Origin of the sequence: Brevundimonas sp. UBA7838, from assembly GCF_002500885.1 — a bacterium.
Taxonomy (GTDB): Bacteria; Pseudomonadota; Alphaproteobacteria; order Caulobacterales; family Caulobacteraceae; genus Brevundimonas; species Brevundimonas vesicularis_C.
On record NZ_DLTK01000130.1, the window covers coordinates 32,373 to 56,496 of the forward strand.

The following is a 24,124-nucleotide window of genomic DNA, read 5'->3' on the forward strand; positions in this document are numbered from 1 at the left end:
TCAATAAAACACGGATGTGTTTGATGATTTATAATGCCAGACTACGGATTAATACTGACATAACGGCGCTTAAGAAGTTCGGGCTGTTGCGCCGATTTCTTCTACACTCAACTGTATCGATATCTTAGAACTCGTTCCAGTCGTCATCGGCCGCTTCACTCGACAGGGCGAGCGCACCAACCGTGCGGATGACCTTGGGGGCGGACGCGGCGTCTCGGCGAGGCGCCCGCGCGGCCGAGGCCGAGGCCGTCGTATTCAGCCGGAATCTGGAAACCAAGGTCGCCAGCTCATCGGCTTCGGTCGCCAGGATGCGCGCGGCCGCCGTCGCCTCTTCCGCCATGGCGGCGTTCTGCTGGGTCATGCGGTCCATGCTGCCGACGGCGCTGTTGACCTGCTTCAGATTCTCGGACTGGACCTGCGCCCCTTGCGCGATGTCCACGATTAGGGTGTTGGCGTCGCCGATCTTGGACACGACCCGCGCCAGCATCTCGCTCGTTTCGCCGACCCGATCGACGCCCAGCCGAACCTCGTCCGACGACTTGCTGATCAGTTGCTTGATGTCTTTGGCGGCGTCGACGGTGCGCTTGGCCAGTTCGCGCACCTCGCCGGCGACAACGGCGAAACCGCGTCCGGCATCGCCCGCTCTCGCGGCCTCGACGCCGGCGTTCAAGGCCAGAAGATTGGTCTGCAAGGCGATGGCGTCGATCATGTTGATGATCTCGCCGATCTCCTGCGATCCGGCCTTGATGGCGTCCATGGCGACGATCGCTTCTTCAACGATCACGCGACCGTCCGCGGCGTCGCCATTGGCCAGGGTGATGGCGTTGCGGGCGTTGGCCGCGCTGCGCGCCGTGTCGCCGACCATGTCGGTGACGTGGTTGGTGGCGGTGGTGGTTTGCTGCAGGCTGGACGCCTGCTGTTCGGTTCGCAACGACAGGGTTTCGGACGCCGAGCAGATTTGGGTGGCGCCCAGGCGAACGCTCTGTGCCGAACCGGCGACGCTGGCCAGGCTTTCTTCCAGACCCTGGACCGCCACGTTGAAGGCCGTGCGCAGGCGCTCATATTCCGGGGCGAACGGCGTGCGAATGGTGTGGGTCAAATCACCCGCGGCCAAGGCTTCCAGAGCTGTGTCGAGCTCCTCGACGACGTGACGTTGCGCGGCGTCGGCGACGATCTTCTCGCGCTCGGCGGCGTCCTTGGCCAGATCGGCGGCCGCCTTGGCCCGTTCGGCCTCGGCCTTGGCCAGAGCCGTGTCGCGGAACACCAGGACCGCGCGCGCCATGTCGCCCAGTTCGTCGGCATGGCTGGCGTCCACGACGATGTCGTTGTCGCCCTTGGCCAACTGGCCCATGGCTTCGGTCAGGACCGTGATCGGACGCGCGATCATGCGGCTGAGCATGGCCGACAGGACCATGGCGATCGTGATCAGGGCGATGCCGCCGACGATCAGGGCGATGATCGCGGTGACGATCGCAGCCTGCTGACGTTCCAGATTTTTCTCGGTGACGGCGGCTTCAGCCTCACGCAGGTCTCGCAGAGGCAGGACGGCGTCGCTGACCAGCACCTTCTTGCCCGCGTCACGGACTTCTTGCTGCGCCTGCTCGCGCTTGCCGGCGCGAACCTCGGCGATCATGCGATCGCCCCAATCGGCCCTCCAAGCCAGGGTGGCCAGGCGCGACTTTTCGAGCAGCGCCTGTTTTTCCACGTCGCCCAGCTGACCCTTCAGTTCGACGACGACCTTGTCGAACTCGTCGCGCCCTTCGTAGTAGGATTTCAGATAGGTCTCGTCGCCGGTGACCAGAAAGCCCCGGAACTGGCTGTTCTGACGCAGGATCGCGGTTTCCAGCGACATCGCCTGCGCCTCGATCGTGCGGCTGAGATTGTTGCTCTCGATGGACGCGCGGATCATCATGATCGTGGCGAAGAACACCGCCATCATGATCGCCGCCGAGACGCAGATCAGGGTGAAGGAAAGCCGCAGCTTCTTCGGAATTCGCATCTTGGACATCATGAGCTCGCCCCCGTTACGCACTTATACTTACCTAGGGGCAGCTAATTACTCAGCTGACGCCACTGCGCACAGCCCGGTCTTGGTTCGAGCTACGCAAAACACCCTGTTTTTCAGGTGACTATCCACTCCTATGACGGAACGACTAAAAAGATAGTTAAGCTGGAGACGCTTGGCCGCTTACATCGACCGGACCTGAATTTCGCGAGATTCACGCGCTGTTAAGCGAGGTGATCATAGGTAAGTCACCCATCCCGTCCGCGCTTCAAGCAACGTCGGGGCGCAACCCTTGAGCGAATACTTTTCGAACTTGGGGCACACAATCAACAGTTCGTTTTATTCGGAACGCGTGACGATGCCATTGGTGACTGGATGATCTGCCCCGTCGCCGACCGTTTCACCCAAGAACTCGCGGCCCAGGCCGACCGCTGCCGCGCCATGGGGTCGCCCTTTGTCGCCTGCGTTCTCGAAGCCGCAAGCCGGCAGCTGTCTCACGCGCCGCTGACGGCCGCACGGCTGTATGACTGGCCAGGCGATCAGGCCGCCGCCGCCTTGGCCCTGCGCTTGAACGGCGCCCTTCACGCCTTGGCGCGCGCGGGCCGGTCCTACGCCCTGACCAGCCTCTATCGTCGCGAACACATCGACTTCGACGCGGCCGTGGCCGACGCCCTGGCCCGGAACGATCGATACATCGCCGACTGGATCCTGCATCCGCCGCAAACGAACGAGGTGGCGCGCGCCGCCGCGCTGATGAGCGCGCTGATGGCCGCCCCTCTGGATCGCGCCATGCCCTTCGAGTTGCTCGAGCTCGGGTCCAGCTGCGGCCTGAACCTGAATCTGGATCGCTACGCCTATGCCCTTGGCTCAGCGTCAGCTGGCGATCCCTTCTCGGACGTGCAGATCGAGCCCCTGTGGCAGGGCGCATCGCCGAAGGTCGGCCCGGTCTCCATCGTGGCGGCGCGCGGCGTCGACCTGCATCCGCTGAACGCCGCAGACCCGGCGCATCGCGAGCGGCTGCTGGCCTTCGCCTGGGCCGACCAGCCGGCGCGCACCCAACGCCTAGAGAACGCCCTACGCATCGCCGCCGATCATCCCCCGCGCATCGATCAGGGCGACGCCGTGATTTGGCTGGCAGACCGACTGGCCGAGCCGCAGCCAGCCGGGCGCTGCCGCGTCGTTATGCACACCATGGTGCTGCAATATCTCAGCGACGACGACCGTCGCCAGATCACAGCGCTCCTCTCGACCGCCGGCCGCCGCGCCGACGCCGACCACCCGTTGCTCTGGATCAGCTTCGAATGGACCCGCGACCGCAGCCACGTCGAACTGCGCCTGACAGCCTGGCCTGCCGGCGAAACCCGCGTCCTGGCGCACTGCCATCCCTATGGTGACGCAGTGGAGTGGTTACCACTTTTGGTGACGGCTTTGGCGGCGTAGCCTTCGGACGTCACCCCCATTCCCTGGAATGCGGCTGAAGCGCAAAGCACCATACCTTCTAGCGTCGGCAACGCGCCAGAAACAGCCACTGCCGGCGCCAGCAGACTGAACATTTCAGGCTGACACCTTTGAATAGTCGCGTTTCGATTAAGAGCCAAAAGCAGTTGCATCGATCAATTTGGCCAGCTGAGCCGCTAGCACTCTCAGGGCACGGCCCTTCTGGTTCGGCAGGAGAACAACAAAGCCTTCCTCGAACTGCCGTTTCATTCTCGCGTCGTCGCCTCGCTGGAGACTGTGCCGAGCGGGCAGATGCTGTTTCTTGTCGCCCGAGGCGGGACGGGCTTCACGGCCGGCAGCTTCGGCTACTGGTTCCGCGACGCACGCGATCCTCAGCGCAAGCCTGCGCGACCTCGTTGACGGTTCAAATGGCCGCGACACAGTCTGCCCCTTTCGGTCAGGCAGTGTGATTTTGCCACGTCGCAGCAGCGCCAGAAGTAGACGTAGTCTATCGGCGACGACCTTATGCTCGAAGGGCCGTCTGGGGCGTGCCTTTGTGCCATCCTCGCACACGCGACCCTTTGCAAAAAGGCGGCAAATCACGCCCTTCCCTCGCCCGTCACGACGCGGGGGAATTAGATGGACCTCGCAGTCGCCCTGAGTATGGTCTACGCCACGCTCGACAACCGGAAGTTCCCACTCAGTGCAAGTAGACCTGCAGGACCTCACCCGCCGTCTTTTCCAGACGGCGAACCAGTTGTGGACCAAACCTCGCCCACGTTCTGTCGCCTCGCTCAAAGCTCAACCGAGGGCACCAGCGCGCACTTCCATTCGATCAAGCACCAGCATTCATCCAAAGTCTTCGGCAGCGTGACGGAGTGGCCGCTCAGGCTCTGGAGTTCACAGTTCTAACCGCAGTACGCACGTCAGAAACGCTGAACGCGATTTGGTCTGAGTTTGATCTGAAAGGTAAGGTTTGGAGCATTCCGGCCAGCCGTACCAAGACCTCTACCCCTCTCCGCGTTCCGCTGTCAGACGATGCTATCGCGATATTGCTAAAGATGGCGCGCTTTGAAAGCGATTGGGTCTTCCCAGCCAATACGTTGAGCGGTCCGATGTCGGTCAATGCGATGCGGTCTGTCTTGGTCCGCATGGGATTTGGAGAACAGGCAACCGTGCATGGTTTCCGCTCGACTTTCCGAGATTGGGCAGGAGAGACCACCGACTACCGCCGAGACATTGTCGAAATGTGCCTCGGACACGCAGTCGGAAGCGCCGTCGAGCGTGCCTATCGCCGTGGCGATGCTCTGGATCGCCGCAGGGTAGTCATGGACGCTTGGTCCGCCTTCCTTCGATAACATTTTACGTGAACACGAACGGTCGAAGACTGTGCTCAACACTCCCTATCCCACTGAAAAAAATGGCGGAATTTTACTAGTGGTCAGCAGTCCTCGGTAGCTAGCCCTAACCAGTCAACTTACGATGAAGTTGAAAAACGGAGGTGTTGCAAAGCTCGAAATGGGCGTTACTGGGGTCGGTTCTGCCGGGGCGTGCGCCCCCAATCTCAACAGGACCGATATGCCAAACTCCCACTTCGCGTACACGTTGGCGTCAGCGGCTCCGCTATGAGCCGGTCGATCAATGACGTGTCACTGACGCTGACCATTCCTGAGGCATGTCGTTACATGCGTGTCAGCCGTTCTACGATCTACAACCTTGCCAAAGCGGGGAAGCTGCCGATTAGGAAGATTGTAGGACGGTCATTGATCCTTCGCAGCGACATTCACAGGCTGCTAGGGCTTGATCAATGATCCAGACGTTGAAAATTCTTGAGAAGAACGTTGCCTGTCATCTGTCAAATAATAGGAATACATATAATGCTGGTGTAGAAGGCGTCTGGCGTGGGCGTACAAGTACGGACCGCCAGACATCATCTCCCACATTTTACGCCCTAAGGGCATCAACCCATTTTTGTTTTAGTTTTGGCATTTGCGATCTTGCTAGCTCCTCATCCACTCGTCGTTGCTCAGGTGTTGAAGTCTTCCAGAAAATGAGTTCGGCCTCAGCTAGCTTGCTCTCAGTCCGTATTTGCCAGATGAACTTCCGCACAAAACTCTCATAAATTTGAGCAGCGCGACCGGTTTCCGCCCCAGCGATGGGTGTCGGTGGGAATGTGTAGGCCTCGGTCGCGGTGGACTCGTCATCCAGCGGCACTAAACAGTCAACAACTACTGCTTCGACGCTTGCGGGGATCGCAGGCGTTGCCGGGGCGGTATCGACACTGGTGAAGGCAGATACATCCGCACTCTCGCCTTTAACAGGGAGGGCCAAGACGTCTGTTAAGTCTTCAATCAACATCTCGTCGCCGAGAGAGTTGTATTTTTTGCCATTCGTCGCAACGATGCGCTGGATGCTCGTGAGCGCCAATGAAAGGTATTTGGTTGGGACATCTACGCCATCACGATTGATACGTGCGTTAGACTGAATCCGTTGGCGTAGATTGGCTATACTTGGGTCTTTTAGGGCCTTTGCATTGCGCGCAAGGCTGTTATCAAGAGAGTCAAAAACTCCTTGGGGTATAATGGTATTCATTTTTCATCTTGTTAGTCGCATTTTCCTCTAGCTCTTACTGATAACGTTAAGCTCCGAGGGGTGCTCAGCACCTATCCATCACAAATTTAAATATCCATCAAACCAAATATCGAAGATATAAGGAAGGATGTAGATATACAGAAGATTCTATTAAGTGATGATGTAAGTAAATTACCACGTTTTGGACCAAATGTCAACAGACGCTCCCCTGTTCTTGCGCATGCAGAAGTGGAGGGCGTATTCGTCCGACCGAAGCTGCGCCGAAGAGGTGGGCGTGGTTTCGCCGCGTTTGCCCCATAACTCTCAGGAAAAACAGGGAAATTGCCAATTCTTTTGATCGCTATCGGCGCTGATATTGGTTCCTTGATGAGCGAAATGTGTACTTTCTTGTTATCTCTTGTTCTGCCTATTCATAACGTTCTGGGGTTGTCGTTTAGTTTTTCCTGCTTTCTATAGTGTGATAACTTCACTCCAGCACGAGGTCTTGATGACCGAGATCGCCACCAGCCTCACCGTTTTGACGACTGAGATAATCGCCGCCTACGTCGAAAATAACCGAGTTGAGGTCGATGCCCTGCCGATCCTCATAAAGGCCGTGTACGGGGCTCTAAATGGCCTTGGCGTGGACGTTACGGAGGTCGAGCCGGAGGAGCCGAAGCCGACAGCGTCTCAGGTTCGGAAATCCATCACGGATGCGGGTTTGGTCAGCTTCATTGATGGTAAGACGTACCAGACCCTCAAGCGCCACATCGGCCGTCACGACATGACGCCAGACGACTATCGGGCTCGGTACGGCCTGTCTGCCGACTATCCCATTGTCGCCCCTGCCTACGCCGCTCGCAGATCGGAACTGGCGAAAGCCATCGGTTTGGGGACAAAGCCGCGTCAGAGGATGAAGCCGCGCAAGAAGGCGTAGGTCCTCGTCACACGAAGGCAGATTTTTTGTCGCGCTCACAACCCCTCTCAGGAAAGGGGTGCCCTTCAGGATTGCTGGAACTCGACAACCGTGGGTATCTGGGTCAAAAGCAAGCTTTGCAAGCTGCTGACGCCATCATTCCACTAAGAGTAGCTAACGCGTCAGGAGCGCTGCATGTCGGATTTCTGGCGGGCTATTTGGAATGGCCCCTTCTACATCGGTGAGCTCACGAGGCCGGTGTCGGTAGGCGACGCCATCATGAAAGTCTTCGAAACGGCTTGGCGCGCGATGTTGATCATTTTCGCACTTGTGGTGGCGTGCTTCGCACTCATTTTTTTCACGGCATGGCGAGATCAGGTCAAAAGCGAAAAGATCAGAGCCGACGTGAATGCAGCAACCACCGTCTCGGCGGCTGCCAACTTCGAAGCGTGTGGCCCAACCTTCCCCATACAAGTTCGCATCACGAACGCAGGTGATCGTGAACTCGACTATGTCACATTCCGAATCAAAGTGATCGACCCACAAGGTAATCGAGACATCGCGCCATCTCACTTCATCAACATGAGCACCGAGCGCGAGATTGGTCCTCGGAAGACGCTGCTCAAGTGCGTCAGTCCATACGCTGATCAATACGGCAGCCGATCCAACTTACAGCGATTGGAGCCGCGATATCTAGTAAGCGCAGAATTAATATGGGCGCAACCGGTCTACTGATCGCCGAAGGTTCACGAAATGACAGAAAATAACGGGTTGATTTGCAAGTATCTGCCGGAAAATCTAATAGATGCTGTTTTCACCAAAGACGATAAAGTAACTTTAAAGTTTTCGAAGCCTAACGAATTCAATGACCCATACGAGCTTTTTCTAGCGGCAGATTTCAATGGCGACCCAGAGATGCTCGCCTGTTTTTCGGAAGCTATTGGTGAACTTCCTCAATACCCTACAACATGCTTCTCAAGATCGCCGATTGTAATGCCCATGTGGGCCCACTACGCACAAAATCAGACCGGTTTTGCGATCGTTTTTTCAGAAGAGGCCATCTTAGAACATATTCCTGACGCCCGTTTTGATGATGTGAGCTACAGCGACACGCCATCCTACGATTTTTCTGAACTTGTTGCACGGGTTCTTCACATCGGAAAACCCCGTTATACGTATTTTCTACGTAATGCTGTTGTGAAAACCGCCTATTTCAACAAAGCGGCATGCTGGCAGTATGAGCAAGAGCGAAGGATGGTAGTAGGTAACGATGATGTAACAAAAAGCGGAAACATGATGTTGATGAACGTCCCTGCCGCTTGTGTATCAAAGATAGTTGTCGGGGCTAGGGCGGACAACACTACAAGGACGCGACTTCAAGAAGTGGCAAAACGCATTCCCGCCGAACTGATGGAAATGAAAATCGGTAGAAGCTCCGCTGTACCCTATTTAGTTGACGAAATGGGTCGGCCCCATTCCTTTGTTGAGGGAAATATAATCCCGAGCGAAAGATCGTGCTCCACGTGTTCGGAACCTATAAATGAAACAAAACTCCAGTGTGTGTGGTGCCAAATACCGAACGAGACTAAACTCGAAGTGGCAAATAGAAATCCATATCGCTTAATTGCCAGTTATGGAGGTTTAGAAAACTATATTGCCCAGATGGACTCTATCGGTCGTTCTAGCGGAAAAAAATAGGCGTTTCACTGCTCGTCGCAATCGCTCGTTCGGCGGATCGAAAACGACCGGTTTCGATACATTTCAGAAAGCGGGCTCGAAAAATAGCTTGCGCCCAATTTCGATACACCTAGAATTTCGATTTAGGTTTTCGATACAGGAGCGAGCCCATGAGTCGCGTCTTCGCTTATTGCAGAGTCAGCACCGCCGGCCAGACGACTGACAATCAGATTTCAGAGATTTCGGGGGCAGGCTTCGCCGTGGACGACCACCGCGTGGTCAGCGAGATCATCTCCGGATCGGTGGCTGCCTTCGAGCGCCCGCAGTTCTCTCGGCTTGTAGATCGGCTGGAGAGTGGTGATGTTTTGCTTGTCACAAAACTGGATCGCCTAGGGCGCAACGCCATGGATGTGCGGGCTACCGTCGAACGGCTAGCCTCCTCAGGGGTCAAAGTTCATTGCCTCGCCCTCGGCGGGGCAGACCTTTGTAGCGCCGCTGGCCGTATGACAATGGCCGTCATAGCCGCTGTGGCTGAGTTTGAACGCGATCTACTGATCGAGCGAACGCAGTCCGGTCTGCTGCGAGCGAAAGCAGAAGGGAAGGCCTTGGGGCGACCCAGCAGGCTTTCTGCTTCACAACGCGCGGACATCGTCAGCCGCAAACGTGCCGGGGCCTCATTGGGACAGTTAGCTGGCGCTTTCGGGGTTTCTAAGTCGGCGATTCAGAGGGTTATGCGTTCATCTCAAACGGACGGTGAAAAGGTTTTGGCCTGATACATCTATCTCGGGTTGAATGTCCTGCCGAACCTCTTCAAGGTTCTCCGATGTCTGCCTCAGCCTTTTCTATCTACGCATTCGCTCGCGCTCTGCGCGCAGGCGACTCGTCTCGGTTCAAGGTCACCCTCAAGACTGATAAAGACTCAGAGATTCAAAAGGCCATAGCCTGCGCTCGCGATCCCCAATCACTGGCTGATTACACAGAAATCCGGCTCGGTAGCAAAGACGGCGTGGCCTATGGAGACTACTCGACTGCTTTGGTTCTGAGGGCCCTAGCGTCTAATGTAAAATATCGCGCGCGTATTCGTATGCCGAGCCGCGAGAAGATTATAAATGGCGTCCTTCAAAGCTGTCGTGACGCTACGCCCTTATACATCTACAGACGAGATATAGCGAGCTTCTACGAGTCTATCCCGCTCGCTCCGATCAGGTCAGGCCTAGAAATGACGGCTGTCTTGTCACCTATGGCAAATCGGGTTCTTGCGAAATTTCTCGAAGTTCATTGCGTAGGCAATACCCATGGCCTGCCCAGAGGGGTATCATTGAGCGCAGTGCTATCCGAATACGTGATGAAGGAATTTGATCGAGATGTTATGCTAATAGAAGGAGCCTACAGGTACTTTCGCTTTGCTGACGATATCATCCTATTTTCTTACGAACCTATCGAAGATCTAGACCAGAAACTTGAGGCTATATTGCCAGACGGTCTAAAGCTAAGCACGAAGGCGCACAAAAAATCCAACATCGCCCTGCCAGACCAGAAAGACCAGAGCGGCTATAAAACATTTGAATATCTTGGGTACGATTTTAACCTATCACAGAGGATAGACAAGGCGAATAGTGCGCCGCGCAATGTCTCTATCACGATAGCCAATACTAAAGTAAAGCGTATAAAGACCCGCGTTATATTGTCGTTAAAGGCGTATAGCATGACCCGTGACCGAGCGTTACTAATTGACCGGATTCAATATTTGACGTCGAATTTCAGCGTGAGACGAACGGGTCTCACCGTGAAGGGGCCAAAGCGGACGATTAAATCGGGGGTCTACTACAACTACAAGCAGTGCTTAAACAGCGAGCAGGACATGACGTTGCCGCGCTATGAGACGCAGTTAAATCATCTCGATGCGTTTCTCCGAAGCATTCTCTTCGGCCCAACGAGCAGTTTTTCCTCTGTCGTGAATACCCATCTCTCAGCCGCTCAACTGACACAACTGCGGTCACTGTCGTTTCTGGCGGGTTTTCAAGTGCCCATGATGGCCCGGTTTAAAGCTGACCGATTGGGTGTAATCAAAGCTGTGTGGGCCTATGTCTAGAGCCAGCCACCCGCGCTCCGCGCGCGCCCTCGTTACTGAGGTGCTTCCCCACGAGCTTCCACTCATTTTCACCAACGATTTCCACTACCTATCGCTCGTAGAGAGCGGAGTGACGGCGGCGGATAAAAGTTGGCTTGACCTAGTACGGGATCTGCCTAACTCGAAAAGGTCACGATACACTCGCCCGTATGAGTTCCAAATCAGGAAAGATCGCGGAGGCGCTACCTCACTCGGCGTTGTCCATCCTAGGAGTCAGCGAGAGGCTGCAGCATTCTACGACTCATTTGCCGAAACGCTGTTGGCTTCATGCACACTTAGCCCCTTTTCGCTTCGCCGACCGAGCGGGCTGGCGCGCCTGTCTGCTCAAGCGCCGTTCAAGGAGCCTGAAAGCGCAATACAGTCAGTTCATCAAGAGGACGACGAAGAAGAACTTTCGCGAATTGTTTCGTTCTTCGCCTATCGAGATTTTAATCTGCTCGGTAAGTTCTTTGACAGTAGCATGTTCATCAATTTGGAGAAGCGATTCAGTAAACTTCGCACGTTAGATGTTTCGAAGTGCTTTCACAGCCTCTACACGCACTCTGTTAGCTGGGCAATCAAAAGCAAAGATTTGGCTAAAGAGCATCCAAAACATTTTGCGTTCGAGCAAACTTTTGACCTGCTTATGCAGCATCAAAACTATAACGAGACGAATGGGATAGTTATAGGGCCCGAGCTATCCCGTGTTTTCGCGGAGATCATTTTTCAAAAGATTGATGCCAACGTAGTGTCGAAATGCGCTGCCGTGGATCTTTTCCACGGTCGACATTACGAAGTTCGTAGATATGTCGATGACTATTTTATATTTGCAAACACTGATGAAGATTTAGCAGTAGTAGAAGAAATAATTGCGCGTGAACTTCTTTTCTATAAACTTCATATCAATGCTGAAAAAACCAGCAATCTTTCACGTCCCTTTGTCACGCCTCTGTCTACTGCGAAAAGAGAAATTGGCAGAGCAATTTTCGAACTCAAAGAGTCTGTTGACGCTGTTAAAGGCGTATCCGATTCGAGCAAATATAGGGCTCTGAGCAAGAAAGTTAACGCAAAGACCCAAGAGGCTAGACTGATAATTGGCGAGCACGGAGTTGGATTCCACAATATCAGTGGATTCGCCCTATCAATGATCAATGTTATGATCGTCGAGCTGGTGGACTCTGCGAATCTGGTCAACGATAATGACGTTGAGAAGATAGACTGTATTGAGAAATCAATTTGGTCCTTATTCCGTCTTTCATTTTACATTGCGAGCTTGGACGTGCGTGTCAACACGACCTACGCTTTGGCAAACATGCTGCAGATCAAGGACCGTAAAGGATTCAAAAAAATTAGCCTGAATTCAGATTGGCTAGAGCATGTGCTTCTCAAAGAACTAATCGATCTACTAAAACTGTCTCATGATGCATTTTTCCGCCGCATGAAGCGCTTCGACGCAGTTGAAAGCCTAAACATACTTATTATTGGAGCTCACTTCTTCAAGAAAGATTTTGTCAAAAACGTAGAGGTTCGTGATGTAATCGATGACTTGCGTGGTGCGCCAACTTCCTATTTCATTTACATCAGCATAAAATTTGCGATGCTTTGTGACGTCAATTTCTTTTCGGCCGCGTTAACTGATCTCAATGCTCGCGCGACGACGAAAGTCATTCAAATGAAAGAAAAACTCGGCGTAGACACCGAAGCGTACTTTCTCCTCGCAGATCTTCTCAGTGCGCCGGATCTCGATTATCAAGCGAAGCGTAACTTATGGAGCGAAGTGGTCTCGAAGAAACCGCCTTCGAACGCAGGACTTGATTTTGTGGGTTCCAGATGCGGCTTCGTGGATTGGCATGGACTGAGAATGAAACGCCTTCTGGCGAGGAAAAAGTTGCGCCCTGTGTATGAGTGAGGCATCGTTCGACTTGGGAGGTGTCGGCGCTGAAGATCACTCGCGAAATTCGGCGTGTTTACCACGACGACCTGTAGTGAGTTTATCGCAGCTTCGGCTGCGAGGTTCCGCATCGCCGGGACACACACTAGGCAGCGTGCGGACACCTCCTTTATCGTTCAACCTTTCTCGATCAGGCTATGTGCTTAGAGCGTGGCCTATACACGGTGTGAAGCTGAGGCTGCTTTAGCGCCGTAAGGGAAACGATCTTTTTGGGGTTTGCACCTAGCGTGATCCGATGGCGCCTGTACGCAAATCAAAGCCAAAGCTTCGTAGGCCAAGACACCATGTAGATCGGCCTAGGCGGCGCAAGGACCACCTTAGTGCGCGGTTCGCCGTTGCAATCCTTGCAATGATGGCTGCGATTTTCATTGCGGTGCTCCTCTCGCCTTTTCCTGACCCGCTCCGGCTGGTTGGTGGAGACGTTTCACCACAGCCCGTTGCAACTTTAGAACGACCGGCTAATCGGTTCTCCTGCGAAGTCGCCTATGTGAACGACGGTGACACGTTCAGGTGTGAGGATGGCACTAGGGTTCGTCTTCATGCCGTAGCCGCTCGGGAAAGCGACGAGACGTGCTCGCCGGGTCATCCTTGCCCACAAGCGTCGGCAGATTCGGCGACCGCAACCCTGAGGGCTTTAGTGTCTGGGCAGAGACTCTCCTGTGAGAAGACAGGCGCGAGCTACAACCGCATCACTGCCATCTGTTGGACGCCGTCAGAATTGGAAGTGAACTGCGCCATGGTTCGCAGCGGGACCACCGTGGTTTGGGATCGGTTCAGTCGCCAGCGCGCGATCTGCGCGTCGTAACCCAACTTATGCACAGCGAATTTAACCCTTAGGGCCGAGCTTAGGGCCGATACGTCACGCCGACGTAAGCGCTTGAAAATGAGAGGAAATAGAGAGGAGGTGGCGGACAGAGAGGGATTCGAACCCTCGGTAGGCTTTCACCTACACACGCTTTCCAAGCGTGCGCGATCGACCACTCCGCCACCTGTCCGTTTCACGCTGCGTCTTGCGCGCCGCCGGAGGTCGATCCGGCGGGAGGCGGGCCTGATAGAACACACTCGCCCCCTCGGCAAGCGCCTCTCGCATCCCCATATGGACTTCAACGCCATTTTCCGATGAGAGAGCCGCAAATGCTGTTCAAGAAGACCGCCGAAATGCCCACACCCGAGACCGCCCTGCCCGGCCGCGCCGAACCGCTGGACACCGATGTGAACCACTATGTCAGCGGCCATCCGCTGAAAGGGCCCTATCCCGACGGTTTCCAGACCGCCATCTTCGGCATGGGTTGTTTCTGGGGTGTCGAGCGCATCTTCTGGCAGTTGCCGGGCGTGTGGGTGACGTCGGCCGGCTATTCCGGCGGAATCACGCCCAACCCGACCTATGAAGAGACGTGCACCGGCCGGACGGGTCATACCGAGGTGGTCAAGGTCGTGTTCGACCCGAGCGTCATCACCTATGCCGAACTGCTGAAGGCCTTCTGGGAGAACCACGACCCGACCCAAGGCATGCGCCAGGGCAACGACATCGGCACCACCTATCGCTCGGCCATCTACACGCTGAACGCCGAGCAGCAGGCGGAGGCGGAAGCCTCGCGCGACGCCTATCAGGCCGCCCTGAGCAAGGCGGGCCGCGGAACGATCACCACCGAGATCGAACCGGCGGGCGACTACTTCTACGCCGAGGGCTATCACCAGGGCTATCTGGCCAAGAACCCGGCCGGATACTGCGGCATCGGCGGGACCGGCGTGGTCTGCCCGATCGGGGTCGGCGTCGACGCCTGACCCGTGCGGCGGCCGCCGGGTTTCAACCGGCGGCCAGTCGGCCTATGGATCGGCGAAAAATGGGAGCGCTCATGTCCGCCTTCGTCCATCCTGACGAAATCCGCAGCCGGTTTTCGGCCGCCCTGTCCGCCATGTACCGGGCCGAGGTGCCCCAATACGGCGACCTGCTGACGCTGGTGGCGGATATCAACGCCGCTACTTTAAAGGCCGATGCCAGCGGCGCCGACCGGCTGGCGGCGTCCGGCGAACTGGCGCGTCTGTCGGAGGAGCGCCACGGCGCCATCCGCGTCGGCACGGCCGATGAACTGGCCACGATTGCGCGCGCCTTTGCGGTCATGGGGATGGAGCCGGTCAGCTACTACAATCTGGCCCCCGCCGGGGTGCCGGTGCATTCGACCGCCTTCCGCCCCGTCGATCCGGCGGCCCTGGCGCGCAATCCGTTCCGGGTCTTCACCTCGCTGCTGCGGCTGGAGTTGATCGAGGACGAAGCCTTGCGCGCGGAAGCGGCCAAGACCCTGGCCCGCCGCGACATCTTCACCCCCGGCGCGCGCGAGCTGATCGAGACCGCCGAGACCTTCGGCGGGCTGGACGAGGCCCAAGCCGATCGTTTCGTGTCAGAGCTGCTGGAGACCTTCCGCTGGCACGCCCAGGCGACCGTCAGCGCCGAGACTTACGAACGGCTGGTCGTCGCCCACCGACTGATCGCGGATGTGGTCAGTTTCAAGGGGCCGCACATCAACCACCTGACGCCGCGCACGCTGGATATCGATGCGGCCCAGGCCACCATGCCCGCACGCGGTATTTCGCCGAAGGAAACCATCGAGGGTCCGCCCGCCCGCGCCTGTCCGATCCTGCTGCGCCAGACCAGCTTCAAGGCTCTGCAAGAGGCGATCACCTTCCCCGGCGCCGACGGCCCCACGGCGGGCGCCCACACCGCCCGCTTCGGCGAGATCGAACAGCGCGGCTGCGCCCTGACGCCCGCCGGTCGCGCCCTGTACGACGAGGCCCTGGCGAAGAAGGACTTCTCCGCCCTGCCCGACGACTGGGACGCCCTGCGCCGCGCAGACCTCGCCTGGTTCCGCTATCGCGCGACGCCTGAGGGTCTCGCCGCCCGCGCCAAGACTGCCGATCTGGACGCCCTGATCGCGGCGGACCACGTCGTCGCCGAGCCCATCACCTACGAAGACTTCTTGCCTGTCAGCGCCGCCGGCATCTTCCAGTCCAACCTGGGGTCAGAGGCCCGCGAAACCGCCTACGCCGTCGACCCCGCCAAGGCCGATTTCGAGCAGGCGCTTGGTCGTCCGGTCAAGGACGAGATGGCCCTGTATCGCGCCGAACAGGACGCCTCGATCACAGCGACGCTGAAGGCCTTGGGCCTGACGGAGACGGTCTAGTCCGTTCAACTGGATGCGGGGCTGGCGGCGCCCCGCGTCCATCCGGCGTCTTGCCTGATGCGCAGACGCGGATCATAGACGCGGCCGTGAACCCGTCCGCTTCCCCGACCCAGCGCCGTTACGATCTCGACTGGATCCGGGTCGGCGCCTTCGGCCTGTTGATCCTGTATCATGTCGGCCTGGTTTACGGGGTTTATGACTGGCACATCCACAGCGCCCACACCTTCGAGTGGATGCGTGAGGCGATCCTGGTCACCAATCCCTGGCGGCTGACCCTGCTGTTTCTGGTGTCGGGCGCCGCGCTGCGGTTCATGACCTTCCGGCGCACCCCGCGCGAGGTCGCCCGCGCCCGTTTCGAACGACTGGTCCCGCCCCTGATCTTCGGCGCCCTGGTTCTGGTGCCGATCCAGTCCTGGATCGAGTCGATGGACAAGGGCGGCTGGCCCGGCGGCGTCGCCGGCTTCGTCGCCTGGCTGGGCCATGAGTTCGGCTGGAGCGGTCTCGCCGACGGCGTGCCGGTCAACCATTTGTGGTTCATCGTCTATATCGCGGTCTACAGCCTGGTCGCCGTCGTCCTGTGGCGCCAGCCCGGCTTGATCGACCGCCTGAGCAATGGGCTGGAAAGGGCGCTGACAGGCCCACGCCTCCTGGTTCTGCCGATCCTCTACCTGTTCGCCATTCGGCTGCTGATCTTCCCTTGGTTCGGCTTGACCAACACGCTGCACAACGACTGGTACAATCACGCCTTGTCGCTGGTCGCCTTCCTGTTCGGCTTCAGCATCGTCGGCCGCGAGAGCCTGTGGCGCACGATGGAGCGCTATCGCTGGATCGCCCTGGCCCTGGCGGTCGTCGCCCTGCCGATCATGATGGTCCAGGTCTGGCATCCCGGCGCGCGGGCCTTCTGGGGCGTGCCCAAGGCCGCCGTGTACGGCGTCGACCAATGGGCGGTGATCGTCGCCATCCTGGGCTTCGGCTATCGCCATCTGCGCGACCGGGGCGGTCCTGCGCTCAACTATCTGACCCAGGCGACCTTCCCCCTCTATCTGGCGCACCAGACGGTGCTGGTCGCGGCCGTCTGGATCATACGCCCGGCGAACCTTCCCGCGCCGGTCGAACTGCTGTCTCTGATCGCCGTCACCTTCGTCGGCAGCCTGGCGATCTATGAGGTCGTGCGGCGCATCCCGCCCATTCGACCGCTGTGGGGGCTCAAGCCGCTGGACGGCCGGCCCTGGCCGCTGGACCTTCAGGCCCTGCTGAAGCCGCAGCTTCGCTATCACCGCCGTCGTCGGCTGCTGGGCGTGGGCGTCGCCGCGCCGCTTCTGGCCCTGACGGTGGTCGCGGTGGCCATCCTGGCCTACCCCGGCTTCAACAATGCGACCCAGTATCTCAGCGAACTGGGCGGGGCGACGGCCAAGGCGCCGATCATCTTCAACGGGGGGGTCTTCGTCGCCGGCGTCATGGCCGGGTTGGCGGGGATCGGCTTTGGTCTGGCCATCTACGCCCTGACCGGCGCGCGGGTCGCAGCTTGGGTCATCGCTATCGTCTTCATCCTGGCCGGCGGCGGCATGTCGGCCTCGACCCTGTGGCCCTGGCCCGATCCGCGCCACATGGTCATCAACCTGGCCCTGGGCATTCAGTTGGCGCCGATGCTGCTGCTGTGGGGGCTGGCCAAACGTCGGGACCTGCCGCGCCTGAAGCTCTTCCTCGCCGTCACCTTCGTCGTCATGGCGATCCTGACGGTCCTGACCAAGCACCTCGTCTTCCCCGGCACGGTCAACGACGCCAATGTCGGCTGGTGGGAGCGTCTCTACGCCATCGTCCTGGTCTGCTGGGTGGGAGTTGCAGCCTGGGTCCTGGACCGTAAACTGCTGTCGGTCGCCACGGAGTCGCCGCACGGCCGCCCGGCTTCCGCCGCGTTCGACGTTCCGGCCTGACTTCACCCCCACAATTTTTGGTTTCATCAACATTGCGTGATTGAAAATCGCGCGAATGTGATCGATTATGCAGGTCGTGTTGCAGTGCAGCACTCCGCGTTGTCCCCAGCCCTCGGGACGACATCCGGTTCACTCGGGGGCGTCCAGAGCGGCATGAACAAGCTGGCGATCCGGCCTGTCGAACAGGCTGAAATCGAGACGACGATCCACGGCGCGCAAACGCCTAGCTGGTCGTGGCTGCCCGACGAGGCGCCGCTGGCCATGCCGGTTCAGTCCCTGTCCGCGCCCGACGCCGTCGCCGACGTGACGCCCGCGACCTCGCCGCGCACGGTCGCGACGCGACGCCTGGCCCTGCTGGCCGGCACCATCGTCCTGACCGGCCTGTCGGCCATCACGCCCTTCTACCTCTATGCCCGCAAGGGTTGGGACGGCACCGAGATCCTGGCCTTCAGCCTGTTCATGGTCCTCATCACCGCCATCTCCTGCTGGTTCGTCAGCGGCCTGATGGGCCTGTTCGTCATGCTGCGCGGCAAGGATCAGGCGGACCTCGCCTTTTCGCCGCATCCGCCGATGCCGCGCACCCGCACGGCCCTGCTGATGCCGCTGTACAACGAGGACGCCCGTTCGTCCTTCGCGCGCCTGTCCCAGATCGATTCCTGCCTGGCGCGTCTGGGCGCCTCGTCGGCCTTCGACATCTTCGTGCTCAGCGATTCGACCAAGGAAGACGCCGCCGCCGCCGAGCGTTCGGTGTTCCAGGCGTTCCGCATGGCCGCCAACGCCAAGGCCTTCTACCGTCGCCGCACCGACAATGCCGAGCGCAAGGCCGGCAACCTGGCCGAATGGGTCCGTCGTTTCGGCGGCGCCTATGAGAACATGATCGTTCTGGACGCCGACAGCACCATGGCCGGCGAGACTCTGCTGCGCATGGTCGACGCCATGGAGCGCAATCCGGGCGTCGGCCTGATCCAGACCGCCCCGGTCATCATCAAGGCCCGCACCATCTTCGCGCGCGTGTCCCAATATTCGGTGCGCCTGTACGGCCGCGTCGCCGCTGCCGGCCTGGCCTACTGGACTGGTTCGGAATCCAGCTACTGGGGCCACAACGCCATCATCCGCACGCGCGCCTTCGCCGCCTGCTGCGGCCTGCCGCACCTGAAGGGCCGCAAGCCCTTCGGCGGCCACATCATGAGCCATGACGTCGTCGAGGCCGCCCTGATGCGCCGCGCCGGCTGGGCCGTCCACGTCACCGCCTCGCTGGACGGATCGTGGGAAGAGACCCCGCCGTCGATCACCGACTTCATCCGCCGCGACCACCGCTGGTTCCAGGGCAACCTGCAGCACCTGGGCCTGATCACGGCCAAGGGCCTGTCGCCGATGAGCCGCCTTCAGCTGCTGATGGGCTGCATGGCCTATCTGTCGTCGCCGCTGTGGCTGGCGTCGCTGATGGTCGGACTGTTCATCCAGATGTTCTATCCGGTCGACTGGACCAGCTTCTTCTACATCCTGAACCCCCAGTTCACGCCCTTCATGCTGGCCTCCTTCCTGTCCGGCGTGCTGCTGATCGGACCCAAGTTCATGGGCGCCGCCCTGGTCCTCAGCCGTCCGGCCGAGCTGCGCACCTTCGGCGGCCGTCGCGCCATCGCCAAGGGCATGGCGGCCGAAATCGCCCTGTCCGCGATCCTGGCCCCCATCCTGATGGTCGCCAACACCAAGGCCTTCATCCAGATCGTCTCGGGCCACGACACCGGCTGGTCGACCCAGCATCGCGAGGCCGACGGCCTGGCCTGGTCCGACGCTTTCCGCGCCATGCGCTGGCAGATGATCGCCGGCGTCGGCTTCCTGATTCCGCTGGCGGTTCGTCCCGACCTGGCCACCTGGTTCGCCCCGATCGTCCTGCCGCTGCTGCTGGCCGCCCCGATCACCGTCTGGACCTCGCGCGTCAGCTCGGGCGATAAGCTGGCCGCCAAGGGCTATCTGGTCACCCCGGTTCAGGACGGCGTCAGCGTTTCGCCAGCCGTCCTGCACACGCCGCGCTCGCCGCTGCGTGCGGTCGCCGGCGGCGTCCTGGCCCCCGTCGCTGCGCCTGCGATGGTCCCGGCACGGGCACCCGAGCGGTAATCGACCGATGCGTGGCGGCCACAGTGTCGCCACAACCGTTACAGCAACGCTCGACGTCAATCTCGATCGGCCTCACCCTAGGCTCCTGTCGTTTGCGGGAGACGTGATTCCATGGCCAAATCCACCGGTTCCGACGCCAAGCCTGACCTGCGGCTCGTCGCGGCCGAGGCCGAGATCTACAACCTGATGAAAGCGCCCGAAACCACCGCCGACCGCGTCAAACGCCTTCAGCTTGAAGCCCACGCCTTGGCGCTGGAAGAGATCGAAGGTCTGGAAAAGCTGTTGCTGGAAGCCGCCGCCAAGGCCAAGGCCATCGCGGACGGCGGCGACGCCTATCCGGTCGGCGCGCGCGAGATCGCCTCGCGTCTCGCCGCCGATCTGCCGACCAAGGCCGAGACCATCAAGACCATCGTCCACCGCGTCGGCTGATAACCGAAGCTGGGCTGTCGGAACGACCCGCCTGCCCGTCCGCTTTCCTGAAGACCCCATCTTCAGGAGACGACACCATGGACGACCGGACCCGCGCGCGCGCCGAAGACATCGCCGATCAGGAACGCGCCATCCAGCGCGACATCGACGCCAAGGACAAGGCGTCCGGCGATGACAAACCCTCCGGCGCGATGCAGGCCGGCGCCCGCCCCTACCCCGAACCGCCCTTCCCCAGACAGCACCAGACCAAGCCGGGCGACGAGGCCGCGCTGGATCCCGCGCCCCTTTACGACGCGCCCTTCTGGAAGGGGTCGGGCAAGCTGGACGGGTTCGCCGCCCTGATCACCGGTGCCGATTCCGGCATCGGCCGTTCGGTCGCCGTCCTGTTCGCGCGCGAGGGCTGCGACGTGGTCATCTGCCATCTGGACGAGGACGCCGACGCCGAAACCACCAAAGCCGCCGTCGAGGCCGAGGGTCGCCGCGCCGTGGTGCTGAAGGGCGATGTCTCCGATCCCGCCTTCGCCGAGATGGCGGTCAAGGCGACGCTGGACGCCTTCGGCCGCCTGGACGTCCTCGTCCCCAACGCCGCCTTCCAAGAACACGTCCCCGCCTTCGAGGACCTGACCTACGAACATTTCGACCGCACCCTGAAGACCAACCTCTACGGCTGCTTCAACATGACCAAGGCGGCTGTGCCGCACATGAAGACCGGCGGCGCCATCGTCATGACCGGCTCGGTCACCGGTCTGATGGGCAACAAGGATCTGCTCGACTATTCGCTGACCAAGGGCGGCATCCACGCCTTTGCTCGTTCGCTGGGCACGCATCTGGCGCCGCGCGGCATCCGCGTGAACGTCGTCGCGCCCGGCCCGGTCTGGACCCCGCTGAACCCCGCCGACAAGGACGCCGAGGCGACCTCAAAGTTCGGCGCTGACACGGTGATGAAACGCCCGGCCCAGCCCGAAGAGATCGCGCCCGCCTACGTCTTCTTGGCCTCGCCCCAGATGTCCAGCTTCATCACCGGCGAGATCCTGCCGATCATCGGCGGTTACGCCGGCGGCTGAACCGAAACCGCCGCCCTGCGATCGCGGGGCGGCGGCATCGCCTAGGCCAAGACGTCGTCGTAATCCGGATGCCGCTTGTGCCAGGCGACGGCGTAGCTGCAACGGGGAAACAGCTTCAGTCCCGTCTGGCGCGCATGATCGGCCAGCGACTGCATGAACCGCCCCGCCGCGCCCGATCCGCGCAACGACGGCTCGGCCTCGACATGCAGGATGATGCGGGCGTCACCCTTTACGGCATAGTCGGCCCAGACCCGGCCCGCGCCCTTGTCGTCGTCGAACGCCTGTTCGAACCGGTTGTCGCCTTCGACGTCCTTGAACTGTCCCATCGGGTTCTCCTTTGACGGATCAACCGCCAGGGCCGCGGGGACGTTCCCTTAGCGTCAGATCGGCCCTTAGATCGGCTTGTCGTTCAGCAGGTTCAGCAGGCCGATCACGCTCTTGATCGTGAACCAGACGCTGAGCAGGAACCAGACCAGCAGGAACAGCAGCAGGAACGGAATGCCGATCAGCACCACCGACGCCAGGGCGCTGACGAAGATCCCGACCCAGGCCGCGATGGTCCACCAGAAGACCGACCAGAACAGCCGGATCTGCGCCTCGATATGCTGGCGCGCCACGCCCGTCGCCGTTCCGCGCGTGACATAGGACACCACCAGCCCGATCAGAACCAGCACATTGGCGCTGGGGATCGACAGGATGAACAGAGCCCAGGCGATCAGCGCCCCGACCTTGCCCTCGGACGGCTGCCCGGCGATGAAATTGGGTTCGTTCGTCATCGTCGGTCCTTCAGAACAACAGGCTGCGGGGGTGAGGAACGGCCTGTCCGCTCTTCAGTTTCAGCACCCCGAACGCACCGCGCGCCAGGACCCAGATCGCCAGGGCGAACAGCACCAGCACGCCGATGTTGACCACGATCAGAAGGGCACCGACGACCGCCGCCCCGACTGCGCCCACGATGGTGCGCTGCTGATAGACGGCATGGCTGTGCTCCAGCGGATCCGTCGCCCCGTCGCGCCGCATCACCGCCAGCAGGGCCACCAGGCACGACACGCCCAGCGTCGGCACCGCCAATAGGATCAGCACATAGATCGCATACAGCCGCATCGGCACGACCGGTCCTTCGCGGCGCGGCGCGGCCTCGGCCGTCAGACGCTGGCGCACCGCGCGCACGGCCGGCGCCGGTTCTGCCTCGACAGGCGTCGGCTCACACCGGGGCGGAAACGGCGCCGTCGGCCGGGTCGTCGGGCCAGACCGGTCGAAAGGCCCCGGCTCGGGCGGGTCGAACAGGTCTGGTTCGCGCTCCTCGGTGGTAAACGGCTCCGGCTGGCGCTCACGCGCACGGCCCGCCAGCGACGCAGGCGAGACGAAGCCGACCTCGGCGTCATGATCGTGGTCGTGATCGCGGGGCGCTGCTGGGTCTTTCGGATCGCCGGGTTCGGCCATGAACAACGCTTCTGTCACGCCGGACGCCCGGCTGGAATCTGCCGACGACAATGGCGGTCGGCGCGGCGCGAAGCAACCGCCCTTACCGCCCCAGCACGATCTCGCAGCCTGGCGCCGCCACCGCCACTAGGGCGCCCGGCTTTTCAATCCGCACCGTGGCGCGCTGCACGCGGCCGTCCTCCAGGCACGCCCGCGCCAGCCGTTCGGCGAAGGTCTCAACCAGCCCCACATGCCCCTCTGCGGCGATGGCGCGCGCGGCGTCCGCCACAGTCTCATAGTTGATGGTGTCGCCCAGCCGCTCGATGGGGCCTGGCTCCAACTCCAGCGTCACATCGATCACCAGCCGTTGCAGCCGCCCCTGCTCGTGGTCATAGACCCCGATCCCGGCCTCGACCTCCAGCCCGCGCACGAACACGCTCAGCCGCTTGAAACGCAGCCGCTCGTCCGCCGGAGCCGGTGTCGCCAGAGGAGAGGAAACCACGCGCTACTCCTGGATGTCGGGGGTGCGCCAGGCCAGATGCTGGCCCCCGTCGACGGCGATCATCTGGCCGGTGACCATCCGGGCGTCAATCAGCCACAGCACCGCCTCGGCCACCGCCTCGGGGCTGCCGGGTGTTTCCAGCAGGGTGGCGCGCGCCTCGGCGGCGAACTCTTCGGGCGTCTGGTGGATGGACGGCAGGGTCGGCCCCGGCCCCACCCCGTTGACCCGGATGCCCGGCGCCAGCGCCTGGGCCAGCGTCTGGGTCGCCCACCACAGGCCGTTGCGCGACAGGCTGTAGGAGAAGAAGCGCGGATCCGGCTTCAGCACCTTCTGGTCCAGCAGATTGACGATGGCGCCCTCGACAGCCTGGGCGGCGAACGCCTCGGCCAGCACGATCGGCGCCCTCAGATTGGTGTCGAGATGCAGGTCCCAGCTGTCGCGCGTCAGTTCGCCGATCCGGTCGTCCTCGAACACCGAGGCGTTGTTGACCAGCACGCTGACCGGCCCCAGCGCCTCGACCGCCGCGGGGATCAGCGCCCGCACCCTGGCCTCGTCCGTCAGGTCCGCCTGCAACAGGCACGCGCGCCGTCCCAGGCCCGCGATCTCTTCGGCCAGGGTCCGGGCGTCGTCGCCCGACGCATGATGATGGATCGCCACGTCGAAGCCGGCCTGGGCCAGCTTCAGACAGATTGCCCGCCCGATCCGCCGCGCCCCGCCCGTGACCAGGGCGACGCCCCGCTCAAAGCGAGCAGCCGCCTCAGTCAACCCGACCGAACTCGAACACGTTGAACGCCGCCAGAACGGCGATA

Annotated in this window: 22 protein-coding genes and 1 tRNA gene; 15 read left to right on the plus strand and 8 right to left on the minus strand. The window is 60.5% G+C overall.

Features of this window, described 5'->3' with window-relative positions; genetic code table 11:
- Positions 1 to 124: 124 nt before the first annotated feature.
- Positions 125 to 1,999 carry a methyl-accepting chemotaxis protein gene (locus B3T77_RS13890; RefSeq protein ID WP_292080376.1) on the minus strand — a complete coding sequence of 625 codons (1,875 nt, stop codon included), beginning with the start codon at positions 1,997 to 1,999 and terminating at the stop codon, positions 125 to 127.
- 381 nt (positions 2,000 to 2,380) lie between these two features.
- Between B3T77_RS13890 and B3T77_RS13895 the strand changes: the two genes are divergently transcribed.
- The 3 genes from B3T77_RS13895 to B3T77_RS16390 all read left to right on the plus strand — a co-directional run bounded on the left by B3T77_RS13895 (position 2,381) and on the right by B3T77_RS16390 (position 5,253).
- Complete coding sequence (locus tag B3T77_RS13895) at positions 2,381 to 3,445, plus strand: DUF2332 domain-containing protein (protein WP_292080379.1); 1,065 nt, start codon at positions 2,381 to 2,383, stop codon at positions 3,443 to 3,445.
- A gap of 779 nt (positions 3,446 to 4,224) precedes the next feature.
- Positions 4,225 to 4,800, plus strand: a complete 576-nt coding sequence (locus B3T77_RS16385) for a tyrosine-type recombinase/integrase (RefSeq protein ID WP_312184851.1) — start codon at positions 4,225 to 4,227, stop codon at positions 4,798 to 4,800.
- Positions 4,801 to 5,067: 267 nt separating this feature from the next.
- On the plus strand, positions 5,068 to 5,253 hold the full coding sequence (locus B3T77_RS16390) for a helix-turn-helix domain-containing protein (RefSeq protein ID WP_409514541.1): 186 nt from the start codon (positions 5,068 to 5,070) through the stop codon (positions 5,251 to 5,253).
- Between the two features lie 133 nt (positions 5,254 to 5,386).
- Here B3T77_RS16390 and B3T77_RS13900 read toward each other — a convergent pair whose 3' ends face one another.
- Complete coding sequence (locus tag B3T77_RS13900; protein ID WP_292080381.1) at positions 5,387 to 6,034, minus strand: hypothetical protein; 648 nt, start codon at positions 6,032 to 6,034, stop codon at positions 5,387 to 5,389.
- A 487-nt stretch (positions 6,035 to 6,521) separates the two neighbouring features.
- On the opposite strand from B3T77_RS13900, the gene B3T77_RS13905 reads away from it, so the two are divergent.
- The 6 genes from B3T77_RS13905 to drt3b all read left to right on the plus strand — a co-directional run bounded on the left by B3T77_RS13905 (position 6,522) and on the right by drt3b (position 12,625).
- A complete protein-coding gene (locus B3T77_RS13905; RefSeq protein ID WP_292080383.1) occupies positions 6,522 to 6,950 on the plus strand; it encodes a MucR family transcriptional regulator in 429 nt (142 codons plus the stop codon).
- Between the two features lie 174 nt (positions 6,951 to 7,124).
- Complete coding sequence (locus B3T77_RS13910) at positions 7,125 to 7,664, plus strand: hypothetical protein (protein ID WP_292080386.1); 540 nt, start codon at positions 7,125 to 7,127, stop codon at positions 7,662 to 7,664.
- A gap of 18 nt (positions 7,665 to 7,682) precedes the next feature.
- Entirely contained in the window at positions 7,683 to 8,627 is a 945-nt protein-coding gene (locus tag B3T77_RS13915; protein WP_292080388.1) for a DUF2971 domain-containing protein, read from the plus strand.
- Positions 8,628 to 8,776: 149 nt separating this feature from the next.
- Positions 8,777 to 9,379 carry a recombinase family protein gene (locus B3T77_RS13920; protein ID WP_292080390.1) on the plus strand — a complete coding sequence of 201 codons (603 nt, stop codon included), beginning with the start codon at positions 8,777 to 8,779 and terminating at the stop codon, positions 9,377 to 9,379.
- A gap of 50 nt (positions 9,380 to 9,429) precedes the next feature.
- Positions 9,430 to 10,698, plus strand: coding sequence for an antiviral reverse transcriptase Drt3a (gene drt3a / locus B3T77_RS13925; RefSeq protein WP_292080392.1), 1,269 nt, complete (start codon positions 9,430 to 9,432; stop codon positions 10,696 to 10,698).
- Positions 10,691 to 12,625, plus strand: coding sequence for an antiviral reverse transcriptase Drt3b (gene drt3b, locus B3T77_RS13930; RefSeq protein WP_292080394.1), 1,935 nt, complete (start codon positions 10,691 to 10,693; stop codon positions 12,623 to 12,625). The genes drt3a and drt3b overlap by 8 nt, the downstream gene beginning before the upstream one ends.
- Positions 12,626 to 13,572: 947 nt before the next feature.
- On the opposite strand, the gene B3T77_RS13935 is transcribed toward drt3b, so the two are convergent.
- Positions 13,573 to 13,662, minus strand: a tRNA-Ser gene (locus tag B3T77_RS13935).
- A 139-nt stretch (positions 13,663 to 13,801) separates the two neighbouring features.
- Between B3T77_RS13935 and msrA the strand changes: the two genes are divergently transcribed.
- The 6 genes from msrA (at position 13,802) to B3T77_RS13965 (ending at position 21,391) form a co-directional block, all read left to right on the plus strand.
- Positions 13,802 to 14,452 (plus strand): peptide-methionine (S)-S-oxide reductase MsrA, encoded by a 651-nt coding sequence (gene msrA, locus B3T77_RS13940; protein ID WP_292080396.1) that lies wholly within the window; start codon positions 13,802 to 13,804, stop codon positions 14,450 to 14,452.
- Between the two features lie 71 nt (positions 14,453 to 14,523).
- Positions 14,524 to 15,846 carry a VOC family protein gene (locus tag B3T77_RS13945; protein WP_292080398.1) on the plus strand — a complete coding sequence of 441 codons (1,323 nt, stop codon included), beginning with the start codon at positions 14,524 to 14,526 and terminating at the stop codon, positions 15,844 to 15,846.
- Between the two features lie 86 nt (positions 15,847 to 15,932).
- Positions 15,933 to 17,780 (plus strand): acyltransferase family protein, encoded by a 1,848-nt coding sequence (locus B3T77_RS13950; RefSeq protein ID WP_292080401.1) that lies wholly within the window; start codon positions 15,933 to 15,935, stop codon positions 17,778 to 17,780.
- Positions 17,781 to 17,933: 153 nt separating this feature from the next.
- Positions 17,934 to 19,898 (plus strand): glucans biosynthesis glucosyltransferase MdoH, encoded by a 1,965-nt coding sequence (gene mdoH, locus B3T77_RS13955; protein ID WP_292080402.1) that lies wholly within the window; start codon positions 17,934 to 17,936, stop codon positions 19,896 to 19,898.
- A 111-nt stretch (positions 19,899 to 20,009) separates the two neighbouring features.
- Positions 20,010 to 20,327 carry a hypothetical protein gene (locus B3T77_RS13960; RefSeq protein WP_165117795.1) on the plus strand — a complete coding sequence of 106 codons (318 nt, stop codon included), beginning with the start codon at positions 20,010 to 20,012 and terminating at the stop codon, positions 20,325 to 20,327.
- 77 nt (positions 20,328 to 20,404) lie between these two features.
- Complete coding sequence (locus B3T77_RS13965; RefSeq protein WP_292080405.1) at positions 20,405 to 21,391, plus strand: SDR family oxidoreductase; 987 nt, start codon at positions 20,405 to 20,407, stop codon at positions 21,389 to 21,391.
- 41 nt (positions 21,392 to 21,432) lie between these two features.
- Here B3T77_RS13965 and B3T77_RS13970 read toward each other — a convergent pair whose 3' ends face one another.
- The 5 genes from B3T77_RS13970 to B3T77_RS13990 all read right to left on the minus strand — a co-directional run bounded on the left by B3T77_RS13970 (position 21,433) and on the right by B3T77_RS13990 (position 24,080).
- The gene (locus B3T77_RS13970; RefSeq protein ID WP_137722182.1) at positions 21,433 to 21,717 is read right to left on the minus strand and encodes a GNAT family N-acetyltransferase; all 285 of its coding nucleotides are present in this window, start codon (positions 21,715 to 21,717) and stop codon (positions 21,433 to 21,435) included.
- Positions 21,718 to 21,783: 66 nt separating this feature from the next.
- Positions 21,784 to 22,167, minus strand: coding sequence for a hypothetical protein (locus B3T77_RS13975; protein ID WP_055805731.1), 384 nt, complete (start codon positions 22,165 to 22,167; stop codon positions 21,784 to 21,786).
- A 10-nt stretch (positions 22,168 to 22,177) separates the two neighbouring features.
- The gene (locus tag B3T77_RS13980) at positions 22,178 to 22,834 is read right to left on the minus strand and encodes a hypothetical protein (protein ID WP_228763749.1); all 657 of its coding nucleotides are present in this window, start codon (positions 22,832 to 22,834) and stop codon (positions 22,178 to 22,180) included.
- 82 nt (positions 22,835 to 22,916) lie between these two features.
- The gene (gene folB / locus B3T77_RS13985) at positions 22,917 to 23,315 is read right to left on the minus strand and encodes a dihydroneopterin aldolase (protein ID WP_292080411.1); all 399 of its coding nucleotides are present in this window, start codon (positions 23,313 to 23,315) and stop codon (positions 22,917 to 22,919) included.
- A gap of 3 nt (positions 23,316 to 23,318) precedes the next feature.
- On the minus strand, positions 23,319 to 24,080 hold the full coding sequence (locus B3T77_RS13990) for an SDR family oxidoreductase (RefSeq protein WP_292080413.1): 762 nt from the start codon (positions 24,078 to 24,080) through the stop codon (positions 23,319 to 23,321).
- Between the last annotated feature and the right edge of the window lie 44 nt (positions 24,081 to 24,124).

What these genes read in the sequence shown, in the direction of transcription:
- B3T77_RS13965 (WP_292080405.1), top strand. Translation starts at nt 20,405, where the DNA reads ATGGACGACCGGACCCGCGCGCGCGCCGAAGACATCGCCGATCAGGAA.
- B3T77_RS13975 (WP_055805731.1), bottom strand. Translation starts at nt 22,167, where the DNA reads ATGACGAACGAACCCAATTTCATCGCCGGGCAGCCGTCCGAGGGCAAG.
- B3T77_RS13895 (WP_292080379.1), top strand. Translation starts at nt 2,381, where the DNA reads ATGATCTGCCCCGTCGCCGACCGTTTCACCCAAGAACTCGCGGCCCAG.
- B3T77_RS13970 (WP_137722182.1), bottom strand. Translation starts at nt 21,717, where the DNA reads ATGGGACAGTTCAAGGACGTCGAAGGCGACAACCGGTTCGAACAGGCG.
- B3T77_RS13900 (WP_292080381.1), bottom strand. Translation starts at nt 6,034, where the DNA reads ATGAATACCATTATACCCCAAGGAGTTTTTGACTCTCTTGATAACAGC.
- msrA (WP_292080396.1), top strand. Translation starts at nt 13,802, where the DNA reads ATGCTGTTCAAGAAGACCGCCGAAATGCCCACACCCGAGACCGCCCTG.
- B3T77_RS16390 (WP_409514541.1), top strand. Translation starts at nt 5,068, where the DNA reads ATGAGCCGGTCGATCAATGACGTGTCACTGACGCTGACCATTCCTGAG.
- B3T77_RS13890 (WP_292080376.1), bottom strand. Translation starts at nt 1,999, where the DNA reads ATGCGAATTCCGAAGAAGCTGCGGCTTTCCTTCACCCTGATCTGCGTC.
- mdoH (WP_292080402.1), top strand. Translation starts at nt 17,934, where the DNA reads ATGAACAAGCTGGCGATCCGGCCTGTCGAACAGGCTGAAATCGAGACG.
- B3T77_RS13945 (WP_292080398.1), top strand. Translation starts at nt 14,524, where the DNA reads ATGTCCGCCTTCGTCCATCCTGACGAAATCCGCAGCCGGTTTTCGGCC.
- B3T77_RS13905 (WP_292080383.1), top strand. Translation starts at nt 6,522, where the DNA reads ATGACCGAGATCGCCACCAGCCTCACCGTTTTGACGACTGAGATAATC.
- B3T77_RS13915 (WP_292080388.1), top strand. Translation starts at nt 7,683, where the DNA reads ATGACAGAAAATAACGGGTTGATTTGCAAGTATCTGCCGGAAAATCTA.
- B3T77_RS13910 (WP_292080386.1), top strand. Translation starts at nt 7,125, where the DNA reads ATGTCGGATTTCTGGCGGGCTATTTGGAATGGCCCCTTCTACATCGGT.
- drt3a (WP_292080392.1), top strand. Translation starts at nt 9,430, where the DNA reads ATGTCTGCCTCAGCCTTTTCTATCTACGCATTCGCTCGCGCTCTGCGC.
- B3T77_RS13980 (WP_228763749.1), bottom strand. Translation starts at nt 22,834, where the DNA reads ATGGCCGAACCCGGCGATCCGAAAGACCCAGCAGCGCCCCGCGATCAC.
- B3T77_RS13920 (WP_292080390.1), top strand. Translation starts at nt 8,777, where the DNA reads ATGAGTCGCGTCTTCGCTTATTGCAGAGTCAGCACCGCCGGCCAGACG.
- drt3b (WP_292080394.1), top strand. Translation starts at nt 10,691, where the DNA reads ATGTCTAGAGCCAGCCACCCGCGCTCCGCGCGCGCCCTCGTTACTGAG.
- B3T77_RS13960 (WP_165117795.1), top strand. Translation starts at nt 20,010, where the DNA reads ATGGCCAAATCCACCGGTTCCGACGCCAAGCCTGACCTGCGGCTCGTC.